The organism is Sphingomonas nostoxanthinifaciens (assembly GCF_019930585.1).
Lineage (GTDB): Bacteria > Pseudomonadota > Alphaproteobacteria > Sphingomonadales > Sphingomonadaceae > Sphingomonas_I > Sphingomonas_I nostoxanthinifaciens.
Window position 1 is genome coordinate 2,720,809 of sequence record NZ_CP082839.1, and the last position, 13,443, is coordinate 2,734,251.

Sequence of the window (13,443 nt, forward strand, 5' to 3'; positions counted from 1 at the left end):
CCTCGAGCAAGGTCACCCATGCCCGATCCAGCGACCGGCCCGCAGAACATCGTCATCAACGGACGTTTCCTCTCGCAGCGGCTGAGCGGCGTGCAGCGTTATGCGCGCGAGATCACCCAGGCGCTCGATGCGCTGATCGCCGCCGATCCGCAGGGGCTCGGCCGCAACCGCTGGCGGCTCGCCGCCCCGATCGACGCCACGTGCGATCTGCCGCTGACCGCGATCGAGGTCGAGAAGGTCGGCACGCGCACCGGGCATGTGTGGGAACAATGGGAATTGCTGCGCGCAGCGCGCGGCGCACGGCTGGTCAACCTCGGCAATTCGGGCCCGGTGCTGCATCCGGACATGGCCGTGGTGATCCACGACGTGGCGGTGTTTCGCACGCCCGAGAATTTCGGTGCGCGCTATGCCCGCGCCCACCGCATCCTCGGCCGCGTGCTGGCGCGGCGCGCGCAGATCGGCACGGTGTCCGAATTCTCGCGCGGCGAGATCGCCGACGTTCTGCGCGTGCCCGAGCGCGACATCTTCGTGGCGCGCAACGGTTGCGATCACCTGCGGCGCGTGACGCCCGACGAGGTGCTGAGGCGGCTCGGGTTGACCGAGGGAGGGTATTTCCTGTTCGTCGGATCGCCGACGCGCAACAAGAACCTCGCCCAGGCGCTCACCGCCTTCGCGCAACTCGGCCGGCCCGACATACGCTTCGTCATCGCCGGCTCGCTCGCCAAGGCGGTGTTCGGCGACGTGATGCCGGCGGATGTGCCCGGCGTGATGGTCGTGCCGGGGCTGCCGGACGGCGGCATCGCCGGTCTCTACGCCCATGCCGCGGCGCTGGTCTTCCCCAGCCGCTACGAAGGCTTCGGCATCCCGCCGCTGGAGGCGATGGTGAACGGCTGCCCGGTGCTTGCCGCCGACATTCCGGTGCTGCGCGAAGTGTGCGGCGACGCCGCGACCTACTTCCCGCTCGACGATGCCGATGCGCTGGCAGGCCGCATGGCGCAGATACTCGACCAGCCCGAACGACGCTCAGCGGCGGCCGAGGCCGGTCATGCGCGGGCGGCGCGCTTCACCTGGGCGTCGGCCGCGCGCGATCTCGCTCAGGCGATCACGTCGCCGCGGGCCTGACGATCTCGGCCGGCGGGTCGAGTTCAAGATGCGCCGCCTCGTCGGCGGTCTGCTGATCGATCGGCGAGCGCAGCAGCGCCTTCAACGCCGCGATGATGCGGTGGCGGATGATCGCATAGACCAGCAGCACCACCGCGCCATAAGCAGCGGTCACCGCCGCCCATTGCGCCCAGCTTTGCGGCGACAGGCCCAGCAAGGCCGCCACGGCATAGCCGCCCGCAGTCGCGATCACCGCTGGCGCGAGCGCGCGCAGATAGTGGAGTGGCGGCATGCCGGCCGCCCAGATCTTGGCCCAGATCTGCCCGACGGCGACGATCGTGCCGACCACGAGATAGACCACCGCGAACGTCTTCAGCCCGAACGGCAGCGCCGCGACGAAACCGACAAGCAGGGCGATGCTGCTCACGACGTTGACGTAGAATTGCAGCCGCGCATAGCCGCGCGCCAGCAGCACCGAGCCGTTATAGGCAGCCAGCGCCTGCACCGCGCCCAGCGGCGTCAACAGCGCCATCAGCGGCAGGATGTCATGCCAGTGCGGCGACAGCAGCTTGGTGATCGGCAGCGCGAGCCCGAACGTCATCCACATCATCAGCGGGAAGGCGAGCATGGCCGTGATCATGCTGACCGCCGCGATCGGCGCCTGGAACCGCTCGGGCGACACGTCGTTGAGCTTGGTCAGCGTCGCCAGAAGCACGCCTGATGCCGGCCACGCCAGCGCCATCAGCGGCAGGATCATGAACTGATAGGCCATGCCGTAGAGCCCGACGGCGGTCGCGCCCAGCACGGCGCCGATCAGCAGGTTCTGCGCATTGCGCGCGCCGAAATTGACGAGGTTGGTCGCCAGCACCCATCCGCCGAACGACAGCAACGCACCGATCCGACGCCACTGCAGGCTGATCGAGAAATCGCGATACGTGCTCAGCGTGAAGCGGATCGCACGGAAGGCCTGCAGCACGATGTGGAAGGCGACCACGGCGAATACGCCCGCGCCGAACGGCAAGGCCACCGCGCAGGCGAGCGCAGCGACGATCACGCCGATCCCCTCGATCTTGGCGACCTCCTGATAACGCAACCCGCGCTCCAGCATCGCGCGCGGCACGCCGGCCGCGATCGAGAAGAACACCGCGAGCGACAGCCCGGTCAGCACCCAACCGAGCCCGGCCAGCTTCGTGCCATGCTCCAGCGGGAAACCGCTCGCCGCGAGCAGCAAGGCGGCAATCAGGCCGACCACCAGCGAGAAGGAGAAAGCGCCGCCCGCCTGCTCGGCGGTCAGCCCGGTCTGGCGCACGATCGCGCTCGCCAGCCCCATGTCGGTGAACAGGGCGATGAACTGGATGATCGGCAGCGAGAAGGTGATGAGGCCATATTGGGCCGGCAACACGAACAGCGCGACCAGCGTGCTGATGCCGAACTGGACGCCCGCCTTGAACAGGTTGAGCGAGGACATCGACGCGAGGTTCTTGAGCATCGGCCTCTTCGCTGCACTGCAACAATCAGCGCCGCTCAACCACAAGCGGCGTCGAAAAGCAATTGCGCGCTAGGATAAGGCCATCGTCTCCGCCTCGTCCAGCAGCCGATCGGCCGCCTGCCCCCAGGTAAAATGCGCCGCCCGCTCCCGACCGGCGGCGATCTTGGCTGCGCGAAGTTCGGGATCCGACGCGAGCGCACGCACCGCTTTCCCCCACGCGGTGGGATCGTCGACATCGGCGTACAGCACCGCGTCACGGCAAATCTCCGGCAGCGCACCCGCAGGCGCCGCCACCACCGGGCAACCCAGCAGCATCGCCTCGACCGGCGGCAGGCCGAACCCCTCGGTCCGCGACGGAAAGAGAAGGCAGGTCGCGCCCTCATACAGCCCGCGCAGGATGCCGTCGTCGATCGCCCCCGTGCAGATCGCCCCGTCGAATCCCCCGAAGTTGATGTCGTGGCCGACGATGACCAGCGGCACGCCGCCAAGCATGCCGTCTTCCATCGCAGCGCGGATCACCTCGAGGTTCTTGTAGGTCTTGGTCGAGCCGAACAGCAAAGCGTAGCCGCCCGGTTTCAGACCGAACCGTGCCAGCGCGTCTGGGGCGGCGGGCACCTGCACGACATGATCGCCGCCATTGTAGATCACGCCCGTCCGCCCGGGCCGCACGATGCGCGTCAGCTCGAGCTGCTGGCGCGAGGCGCGCGAGACGGTCAGCACCCGCCGGCTGGTATGCCCCACCAGCGGGATGAGCAGTCGATAGCCCCACCGTTGCTTGAGCGGATAGGATTGTTCGGGCAACCAGAACTGCGCGTCGTGGATCAGGGTGATCTGACGCGGGTGGGCGAGCGGCCCGAGATTGCACAGGCTGACGAGCACGCCGCTGCGCGCGGTCCACGCCAGCGCGGTCTGCTCCCAAAGCTGGGTCCGGCCGCCCGGCGGCGACACGATTTCGATGGTCTGCAGCCCCTCGGGACGCGGACAATCGCGCGGCAGCAGCAATGTGATCGCCGGCCGCTGCTCGGGCGGGCGCGCGGAAATCCGTTCGTCCAGCGCGCGGACAAGGCAATCGGCGACCCGATGTACCCCGTTCAAAACACCCAGATAAAATTTGCCGTTGAGGAAGATTGGGCGCGATGGCTGGATGCTGCGGATCGGCGTCACGAACCCCTAGATAGCGGGGAAGACGCGGCGAACCAGAGCGCGTTAATCCATTTTAACCTTTTGTCGCGCCGATCGGTCCGGTCCGGAGTATCCTTCGCTTGCAAACGTTTACAACTTAATTTCGCATCCCGGCGGCGGAGCGTCGCGGACGTGCCGGCGGGGCCGCGCGCTGCAGATCGGGGCGCCCGGCAAGCGCCTGATTCAGCAGGTTCGCCTGCCGCTTGTGGGCCCCCTCGACCGATCCCCGCCGCAGCCCGGGAATCGCCTGCGAACGGGCCAGCAGCATGAATATGGTCGGCAGCGGCATGACGTTGGCGAGCAGCGGCAGCGCCCGATCGACAGCGGTGCCGTCGCGCAGCACCAGCATCGCGTCGAGCGCCATCGTCGCCAGAATCACGCTCAGCCAGACCGGCATCGCGCCCAGCGAGCGTCGCAACACCAGCGACGTCCCCAGCATGATCGCGATACCGAAGTAGACCCCCACCACGTCGGGCGGGAACAGCGCATCCACAGCCGTCACGATACACCTCCGCTACTCATGCGATCCCCTTAGCGCAGGCGCGTTAAGGATCGCTTGAGCGCGGAGGCCCCGATCAGCGCCGCGCGCGCCGCTTATGCGTCCTCGCGCGCCGCCAGCAATGCGTGGATCTGCGCGACCACGGCCGCGCCCTCGCCCACCGCCGCGGCGACGCGCTTGGTCGATCCCGCGCGCACGTCGCCGATCGCGAAGATCCCCGGTACGTTGGTCTCCAGCGGCAGCGCGCCCTGCCCGGTGACGACGAAGCCCTTCGCATCGGTCTCGACACAGCCGCGTGTCCACTCGGCATTGGGATCGGCGCCGATGAACAGGAACAGATGCCGGAGCGGGCAATGATGCGTCGCGCCGTCGCGCCGTTGGCGAAACACGGCACCGGTCAGGCCGCCGTCCCGGTCGCCCTCCAGCGATACGATCTCGGTATCGACACGGATTTCGACATTGGGCAGCGCCGCGATGCGGTCGATCAGATAGCGCGACATCGTCTCGGACAAATCGCGGCGGACGATCAGGTGCAGGCGCTTCACCTGCGGCGCGAGGAATACCACCGCCTGCCCCGCCGAATTGCCCCCGCCGACCAGCGCGACCTCCTCGCCCGCGCACAGCCGCGCCTCGATCGGCGAGGCCCAATAGGACACGCCCGCCCCCTCGAACGTCGCGAGTTCGGGCACGTCGGGCCGGCGATAACGCGCGCCCGACGCGATCACGATCGCGCGCGCCTCGATGCGGCGGTCGCCGGTCAGCTCCAGCGCCAGCCGCTCGCCCGAGCAATCGAGCCGCTCGACCGCGACCGGGATCGCGATCTCGGCGCCGAACTTGAGCGCCTGGTTGAAGGCTCGCCCGGTCAACGCCTGTCCGGAGATGCCGGTCGGAAAGCCGAGATAATTCTCGATCCGCGCCGACGCGCCCGCCTGACCGCCCATGGCGCGCCCGTCCAGCACGATCACCGACAGGCCCTCGGACGCGGCATAGACGGCGGTCGCGAGCCCGGCCGGACCGCCGCCGACGACGGCGACGTCGTAGCAGGCGCCGGGCGGGATATCGGGCGTGATGCCGAGGCAGGCCGCCACCTCCCCGTCGCTCGGCCGCTTGAGGATCTCGCCACCGGGGCAGACCACCAGCGGCAGCTCGTCGGGCAGCACGCCGATCCGCTCGACCAGCGCATGGCCCTCGTCGTCCACGCGCACGTCGAGCATCAGGTTGGGATAGCCGCTGCGCGTGAGGAAGCCCTGCAGCCGCACCACCTCGGGGCTGCCCGGCACGCCGATCAGGATCGGCCCGGCCCCGCCCTCCTCGATCAGCCCGACACGGCGGAGGATCAGCGCGCGCATCACCAGTTCGCCCACGTCGGCCGAACCGACCATCAGCGCGCGCAGATGCGGCGCATCGAACGGCAGCGCGGTGCATCCCTCCGGCCCGGCCCGGCCGCCCGCGATCGACGGCCGCCCGGCGAGCTGATTGACCTCGCCCGAAAATTGCCCGGCGCCGTGAGTGGTCACCGCCGCCTCCTGGCTGAGCCCGTCGCGGCGATAGACCTGGATCTCGCCCGCCAGCACCAGCCATGACGGGACGTCGCTCGCGCCGACCGCATAAAGCGTGTCGCCCGGCTCGAAATGCTGTTCCGGACCGCTGGCGAAGCGCCGCGCCGTTTCGATCTGCGTGCGCTCCAGCACGGGCCACATCTGGTGCTGGCGAGTGGTTGCGACCCCCATTCGAACCTCCGTCGGCGGCGGGAATGCGCCGACGCCTTAATGGAGGCATCGGCGTTGCGCATCAATGGAGCCCGCGCGTCCAGAGCGGCACGAGCGCGGTCGCCGCCTGCCGACCGACGGGTCGGCCGCGCCCATAAAAAAACCGCCGGCATCCCGAGGGACACCGGCGGCGGAGGGGTGGGGTCAGGTCAGAAGTTGTAGCGCAGGCCGACGCGATACTGACGGCCGAGGACGTCGTACAGGAACGGATTGGCACCGTAGCTGACGTTGGTCGCCGGTGCCGGCACCGGCGACTTGTTGAGCAGGTTGTCGATCTTGAAATAAGCGGTGATGTTCTTGTACACCTTATAAGATCCGCCAAGATCGACGTAGAAGGCACCGGGCATGCGGTTGTTGTCGATCGTCGGATGCTGCGCGGTCGAGACCGGGCAGTTGGACGTGCACTGGATATATTCGTTGCTGTAGACGCCGTCGCTGAACCAGCGCTCGGTCACCGTCAGGCTCGCCTTGGGCGTGTCCCAGCTCTGCGTGACGAAATATTTCCAGTGCGGCGTGTTGCCGAGGTTCACGCCGGCGCTTTCGGTCGGGATGGTGCCGAGCACGCCCGAGTCCGTCAGGAAGCTGATGACGTGCGTCGCGAGACCACGCACCGTGAACGTGCCGGGCAGGCCGACCCGACGCAGCGGGAAGACGTAGCTCGTCTCGATGTCGAAGCCCTTCGTCTTGATCGAGGCGACGTTGAACGCCTGGACGTTGACGAAATTGCCGTTCGGCTGCGTGCTGTCGAGGAAGATGCTCTTACACAGATCCTGATTGCCGGCGATGTAGCAGAGATCGACCTGCTGCTGCGCCGACAGTGTCGACACCACCCCATCCACCTTGATGTGGTAATAATCGAACGAGGCGCTGAAGCCCGGCAGCCAGTTCGGGCGCGACAGCGCGATGCCCGCTTCGGTGTTGCGTGCGATTTCCGGCTTGAGGGCGGGGTTGCCGAGCGTCGACTGCGCCACCGTCACCGAACGGCCCGCGGCGACGCGCGGATCGTTGACGACGTTGTTGGCGAAGATCGGCGCCGCGAACAGCTCCGACAGGTTCGGCGCGCGAACGTCGCGCGACGTCACGGCGCGCAGCCGCAGGCCCGAAATCGGCGTCTCGTAGGTGCCGCCGATCTTCCAGCTGCCGATCCACTTAGTATTCGTGCTGTACTTGGTCTCGCGCCCGGCGACGTTGAGGTTCGCCTTGCCGATGCTCTCCGAATCCAGCAGCGGGATGTTCAGCTCGAGGAAGCCCTCGTTGACGTGATACTTGCCCTGGCCGTTATGATAGTTGCCGGCATACCAGTTGTTGCCCGCAGTGGTATTGAGCAGCGGATCGGCCGGATAAGCGGAATCGAACTGCGTATACTGGTCGAGGCCGTTGCCGTACGGGTCGCCGCGGACGCGATACCATTCCCTGCGGAACTCGTAGCCGAACGCGACCGAGACCGGGCCGGCCCACAGCGAAACCGGCTGGCCGTTGATGCTGGCGCTCGCGGCATCCTGCTTCTGTAGCGTGTGCTGGAACGGGCCGGTCGTCGGCTCGACATAGTTGAGCGCAGCCCCGCTCGGCGCGACGTTGCCGATGATGTCGAACGGCTGGCATCCCGCCGCCACGGCGACCGCCGAGGCGCAGGTGATCGTGCCGTTCGGCCCGGCCACCGCCTGGATCGCGGCGTTGAAGCGCGGCGTCAGCGAGATGTTGCGGACGTGGATGTCCGTCACGTTCTCGCCATGCTCGTAATAAGCGTCGTAGCTCCACGTCGTGCCGAGCGCCGCGAACTTGCCGTCCGTCCCCAGCACGCCGCGATAATTGCGGCGCTGGGTATGGACGTTGATGTTGTCGGGGAAGTTGGCGAGGCTGGTGCCGAACTGGAAGCTGGTGATGTTGTTCGTCGCGCATGCCGCCTGGATCGAGGCGGGCACGTACGGGTTGGAACACTGGATCGTCAGGTTGGCGTTCTTCGCCGCACCCGGATTCGGCGAGTTGGACGAGCGGACCTGCGCGACGTTGACGGTCGCATAGATCTCGCTGCTCGGCGCGATGTCGAAGCCGACACGGCCATAGCCGACCGCGCGCGACAGACGCGATGCCAGGCTGGTGCCCGCGCCGACGAGGCCGCTCAGGTCGCCGCCCGAGCAGAACGGCGTGATACAGCCGGCGACCGAGCCGCTCGCCGTCTTGCTGGGAACGCCGTTCGAGCCATAGACGAAGTTGAAGGGCTGACCGTTCGCGCCGAATGCGATGCCCTGCAGCGGGCCGGCCGTGATCAGGCCGTACTTCGCATATTGGAACTGCTGGGCGTTGGTGATGTAGGTATATTGCGGCTGGCCGGCGGGCGTCGCCGCGATCGCCTTCACCTGCAATGCCGGCGACGCGTACCAGTGGCGGCCGTTCGCGCCGGTCAGGCCGAAGCCCGGATTGGGCACGCCGCCCTCATGGCCATATTCGCCGCTCACCTCGACATGGAGGCGATTGTCCATGAACGCATGGCCCCATGCGATCTGGGCGGTGTAGTTGACGTCGTCGCCATAGGTGGTGGCGCCACCCTCGGCGTTCATCTTCACGCCCTCGAAATGCTTCTCGGTGATGAAGTTGACGACGCCGCCGACCGCGTCCGAGCCGTAGGACGCCGATGCGCCGCCCGTCACCACGTCGACGCGACTGATCAGCAGCTGCGGGAACTGGCTGATGTCCGGCACGCCGGTGACGTTCGCGCCGATGAAGCGCTGGCCGTCGAGCAGGGTCAGCGTGCGGATCGCACCCAGGCCGCGCAAGCTGAACGAGCTCAGGCCCTGCGTGCCGCTGGAGGTGGTGGCGACGCCGGTCGTGCGGCCGGTGCTGCCCATCAGCGACGGCAATTGCGCGATGGTGTTGAAGATGTTGGGCTCGGCGTTCTTCGCGATGTCCGCGGCGCCGATCACGGTGGTCGGCGTCGGGGCGGTGAAGCCGCTGGCGGTGATGCGCGATCCGGTGACGACGATGTCGCCGACCGAAGCGGCCTGCGGGGCCGCCTCGTTCGCCGGCGCGGCAGGATCGGCGGCCGGCGGCGCAAGCGTCTGCACCGGCGCGGCCGTTTGCGCAAAGCTCGGCATCGCCGCCATCGCGGCGATCAGCGCTCCGGTGCTGGTGGTGAGCAATGCGCGCCGCAGGCTCCGCATATCGCGCGCAGACGGCGCCTTCCCCGTATCCCGTTCCATGAACATCCCCTCATTTTTGATTGTTGTTCGTCGCCGGCGCGGCGGACATTCCGCAGCGATCGCCATGCGCATCATTCTGATGTTGGGCGCTTCACGCGCCGTATACCGTCTCCCTTTGGCCCCTGTTGGCGGTGCCTTGATTTCCCGGATGATATTTTGTCGACAATTTGACCGTTTGTCGACTCATTTATATGGATTGTCGACAACTTTTCGCGTGGTGCTCAGGGCGTGTCGGGCAGGCCGAACACGTAGACGGCATAGCCGGTGACGGGGCGATGCACCTCGCCCAGCATCGTGCTGGGTTTCAGCTGCGGGCTGCCGCCGCCGAGCGCGGTCGTCACCGCGACATATTGCCGGCCGTCGACCGTGAAGGTCACCGGGAAGCCCTGCACGGTCGTGCCGAGCCGCACCTTCCACAAGGTCCGCCCGTCGCGCACGTCGACCGCGCGGAAGACGCGATCGAAATCGCCGACGAAGGCGAGGTTGCCCGCGGTCGACACCACCCCGGTCAGGAACGGCGCGCGCTGCTGCATCGTCCACAGCGGCTTCATGTCGGCGGTGCGATAGGCTGACAGCCGGCCGAGATTGCCGTCGCTGCCCGGCATTTCGTAATAGACCTGCGATCCGTTGCCGAGCATCAGCACGCAGCTCTGGCTGAGCGGCAGGATGATCGTGTCGCTCGGCTGGTGATAACTGGTCGCCTGCCAGTTATGCCCACCTTCCGGCCCCGGACACGAGGCGAGCCACTGATCCGATTTCTGGTCGATCACGTCCTTGCGATAGGTCGGCCGCCCGGTCTTCGGATCGATGCTGGTGAAGACGTTCTGGAACACCGTCTGGGTGGAGCCGAGATATTTGCCGGTGACGCGGTCGAGCTTCCACAGGATGCCGGCCTTGCCGATCGTCATCAGCGTCTTCTGCGCGCCATGATCGATCAGCACGCGCTCGAACACTTCGTCGAGGTCGAAGGTCTCGCCCGGCGAATGGTTGAACGCCCATTTGAGTTTACCGGTGTCGGGATCGAGCGCGAGCGTCGAATTGGCATAATCGGTCGCGCCATTGCCCGAACCGCGCTCGTCGCGCCGCCACGGCTTGGCCTGCGCCGTGCCCCAGTAGGTGGTGTTGAGCGCGGGATCGTAGGTGCCGGCGATCCACGCCTCGCCGCCCTTGCGATCGTCGTCGGGCATGCCGTTCCACGTGTCGCCGCCGGGCTGGCCGGTCAGCGCGACCGTCACGAACTTCCAGTCGCGCTTGCCGGTCGCCGCGTCGTAGGCGCTGATATAGCAATGGTCGGGCGTGCCCTTGCGGCCGCAATTGGTCATGCCGACGATCACCTTGCCGTGCACGATCATCAGGCCGCCGGTTGAATAGCCGACGCCGGGCTTGTTGTCGGTGATGTGGGTCTTCCACACCTCTTCGCCCGTCCGCGCATCGAGCGCATAGACCATGCCTTGCGGCGTGTTGACGTAGAGGTTGGTGCCGTACACCCCCATGCTGCGCGTCTCTTCGGACGATGGGCCGGGCCCGGCGGTCTTGGGCAGCGGCCCGAGCCGATTCTCCCACAGCAATTCACCGGTCTTCGCATCCAGCGCCTGGACGACGTTGCCGACGCCCCACATGAACATCACGCCGGCATGGACGATCGGCGTGTCCTCCATCGTGCCGTTCTCCGGCATCGACCACATCCACTTGAGCTGCAGCTTCGCGACATTGCTGGCGTCGATCTGCGCGAGCGGGCTGTAGCTCCAGCCGGCATAATTCCGCCGCAGCATCAGCCAGTCGCCGTCGGGCGGGCTGAGCAACATCGCGTCGGTGACCGGCTGGTAATCCTCGATGTCGCCCTTCAGGCTCAGCCCGAGCTTGCTGGGGATGACGAAGCGGCCGGGATCCGAATAGCGCACCGTCTGGCCGGGCGCGGCGAAGCCGGCAGAGGTGGCAATGCTGGCTTTCTCGCCGCCCGAGGCATCGGCCGGCGCGGCTTCCTTCGCGCCGCTCACCTGCGCCGCCGCCGCGGCGGGCGCGGCCGCGGTCAAATCGGCAGGCGCCTTGCCCGTGACGATGCTGCCGATGGCCACTTCGGCGGCGGCGGTCAGCGGCGCGGTGCCGGCCGTCGCGCCATTGGCGTGCAGGATGAAGGCGACGATGCTGGCATAGGTCGTATCGTCGAGGCTGCCGCCGCGCCCGAGCGGCATCGAGGCGTGAATCTTGCTGTAGAGCGCCGCCACCGGCCGCTTGCCCCACGCACCCATGAAGGCCGATCCGGCGAGCGGCGGCGCGTCGGTCGCGCCGGCGAGATCGGGCTGGTGGCAGACCGCGCACTGCTCGCCATAGGCCTGCCGCCCCGCCTCGACCTGCGCCGTCGTGAACGGCCCGGCATTGCCCTCGGCCAGCGCCAGGCCGCCGAGCGTCAGCGTCAGCGTTGCGGCACCGAGCAGCAGCCAGGAGGTATTGCGCATTTTCACTCTCCGGAAGCCGTGGTCAGCGCGACGGCGTGTCGAGCTGCGGGATGAACCAGGGGCCCTGCTGCGGCACGCCCTGCACGGCCTTTGCGTGCGCGGGCAGCAGCCAGCCCCACAACGTGCCCTTGGGGCCCCATCCATAGCCCGGCGGCGCCTTCTCGCTGTCGATCTGGACGTAGAGCCGCCCGGTGCGCAGCGCCTGCGCCTGCGCGGGCGTCAGCCGGAAAGATCCGCTGATCTCGCCGCTGGTGGCGGTCGCGATCATCAGCGCCAGCACCCGCTTGCCGGGCACGCCGATCGCCGGGCTCTCGAACAGCCCCGCGACGGTCGCCGCCGACGGCAGGCTGCCGAAATGGCCAGTGACGGTAAGTTTGGTGCCGTCGAGCGTCGCCTGCGCCTCGCCCCGGCCGGCGATCACCGCCTTGGTTTCGTCGTCGAGCGGCATCGGGCCGAGATTGGCGGCATAATCGGCCGCCACGGCGGGAACGGCACCGATCGCGAGCATAAGGCCGGCGATCGGGCGCATGATGGCGCGGCGCGCACGGACGCGGCCCTTGGTCGGGGTCGACCGCCCCGCGCGCAAACCTGACAAGATCGCCAGCCGCATCCCCTCCCCTTTCCTACCGACGGGGATTTGATCCCCTTGACGTATCGAGCGTTCGCATACAAAATCCGGATCGTACATACAATCTTTTCGGTCTTGACCGTTCCGCCCACCATGCCGGATCACCGGCGCAGATCGCGAACACGCGCTGCAATCAGGAGAGAATGATGAAGGGCTTCCGTTATCTCGGCGCCGCGTTCGCCACCGTGGCCGTCGCACTGGCCGCGTCCGCGCAAATGATGCCCAAGGACGAGCCGATGCCCGTCACCGCGCAGAAGATGCCCGAGGAATATTGGTCGGCCAAGCCGAGCACCCCGACGCCCTATGTCGCGCCCAACAAGGTGCACTGGAAGCTCTCCGAAATCCTCGCCGCGCATCGCGGCCAGACCGATTGGGTCCAGCCGATCGTGCGCAACCCGCAGCAGGATGCCGATTACATCTCGCTCGGCGTCGGCAAGAAGACCAAGCGCAGGATGTATGCCGACGATCGCGTCGTCTGGATCGTGCAGGACGGCACGATGAAGGTCTCGATCGACGGCGTCGAGCCGTTCGAGGCGACCAAGGGCTTCATGGTCAACGTCCCCTTCCGTCATTTCTATTCGATCGAGACGGTCGGCGACAAGCCGTCGCTCCGCTTCGAGGTGCGCCATGCCGGCTCGCCGCCGCTCTATCCCTTGTCTGAGACGCCCGACCCCTATCCCGGCCGGACCTATGTGAAGGTCACCGGCAATCCGGGCCCGGCGCAGATCGGCGACAGCAACCCGATCTATCTCGATTTCTGGAAGCAGATCGCCAATGGCGACAAGCCCTATAACGGCAAGTTCGTGTGGGACGATCACTTCACCTCGAACATCCTGCGCGGCAAGGCGCAGCCGGTGCCGCCGGAGAGCAATGTCGGCCACTTCCACGTCGACTGGACCGAGTTCTGGTTCGTCATGGAGGGCAAGGTGAATTACAAGATCGAGGGCTATCCCCTGTTCGAGGCGCAGCAGGGCGACGTGGTCGCGGCGGTCAAGGGCCGCTGGCATCGCCCGTCGAACAGCCCGAACGCGCCGATGTCGACGCGCATCCCGTTCAATCCGCGCCCCGTCATCCTCCACAATTTCGAGCCGGCGCATTGATCGTCGTCGTCGCGACCAACCG

General features: G+C 67.4%; 9 protein-coding genes. 2 read left to right on the plus strand and 7 right to left on the minus strand.

The window, feature by feature from the left end; genetic code table 11:
- Positions 1 to 18 precede the first annotated feature (18 nt).
- A complete protein-coding gene (locus K8P63_RS12810; RefSeq protein ID WP_223796416.1) occupies positions 19 to 1,122 on the plus strand; it encodes a glycosyltransferase family 4 protein in 1,104 nt (367 codons plus the stop codon).
- On the opposite strand, the gene K8P63_RS12815 is transcribed toward K8P63_RS12810, so the two are convergent.
- The 7 genes from K8P63_RS12815 to K8P63_RS12845 form a co-directional block, all read right to left on the minus strand.
- Positions 1,103 to 2,590: an oligosaccharide flippase family protein gene (locus K8P63_RS12815; RefSeq protein WP_223796417.1), complete on the minus strand. Its 1,488-nt coding sequence runs from the start codon at positions 2,588 to 2,590 to the stop codon at positions 1,103 to 1,105. The genes K8P63_RS12810 and K8P63_RS12815 overlap by 20 nt on opposite strands.
- Before the next feature lie 69 nt (positions 2,591 to 2,659).
- Positions 2,660 to 3,754: a glycosyltransferase family 4 protein gene (locus K8P63_RS12820; RefSeq protein WP_223796418.1), complete on the minus strand. Its 1,095-nt coding sequence runs from the start codon at positions 3,752 to 3,754 to the stop codon at positions 2,660 to 2,662.
- A 115-nt stretch (positions 3,755 to 3,869) separates the two neighbouring features.
- Entirely contained in the window at positions 3,870 to 4,265 is a 396-nt protein-coding gene (locus tag K8P63_RS12825) for a hypothetical protein (protein WP_223796419.1), read from the minus strand.
- Between the two features lie 101 nt (positions 4,266 to 4,366).
- Positions 4,367 to 6,001 carry an FAD-dependent oxidoreductase gene (locus tag K8P63_RS12830; RefSeq protein WP_223796420.1) on the minus strand — a complete coding sequence of 545 codons (1,635 nt, stop codon included), beginning with the start codon at positions 5,999 to 6,001 and terminating at the stop codon, positions 4,367 to 4,369.
- 188 nt (positions 6,002 to 6,189) lie between these two features.
- Positions 6,190 to 9,198 (minus strand): TonB-dependent receptor domain-containing protein, encoded by a 3,009-nt coding sequence (locus K8P63_RS12835; RefSeq protein ID WP_223799820.1) that lies wholly within the window; start codon positions 9,196 to 9,198, stop codon positions 6,190 to 6,192.
- 260 nt (positions 9,199 to 9,458) lie between these two features.
- Complete coding sequence (locus K8P63_RS12840; RefSeq protein ID WP_223796421.1) at positions 9,459 to 11,693, minus strand: outer membrane protein assembly factor BamB family protein; 2,235 nt, start codon at positions 11,691 to 11,693, stop codon at positions 9,459 to 9,461.
- A gap of 22 nt (positions 11,694 to 11,715) precedes the next feature.
- Positions 11,716 to 12,303 carry a hypothetical protein gene (locus tag K8P63_RS12845; RefSeq protein WP_223796422.1) on the minus strand — a complete coding sequence of 196 codons (588 nt, stop codon included), beginning with the start codon at positions 12,301 to 12,303 and terminating at the stop codon, positions 11,716 to 11,718.
- A gap of 164 nt (positions 12,304 to 12,467) precedes the next feature.
- Here K8P63_RS12845 and K8P63_RS12850 point away from each other — a divergent pair, with 164 nt between their 5' ends.
- The gene (locus K8P63_RS12850; protein WP_223796423.1) at positions 12,468 to 13,421 is read left to right on the plus strand and encodes a cupin domain-containing protein; all 954 of its coding nucleotides are present in this window, start codon (positions 12,468 to 12,470) and stop codon (positions 13,419 to 13,421) included.
- Positions 13,422 to 13,443 lie beyond the last annotated feature (22 nt).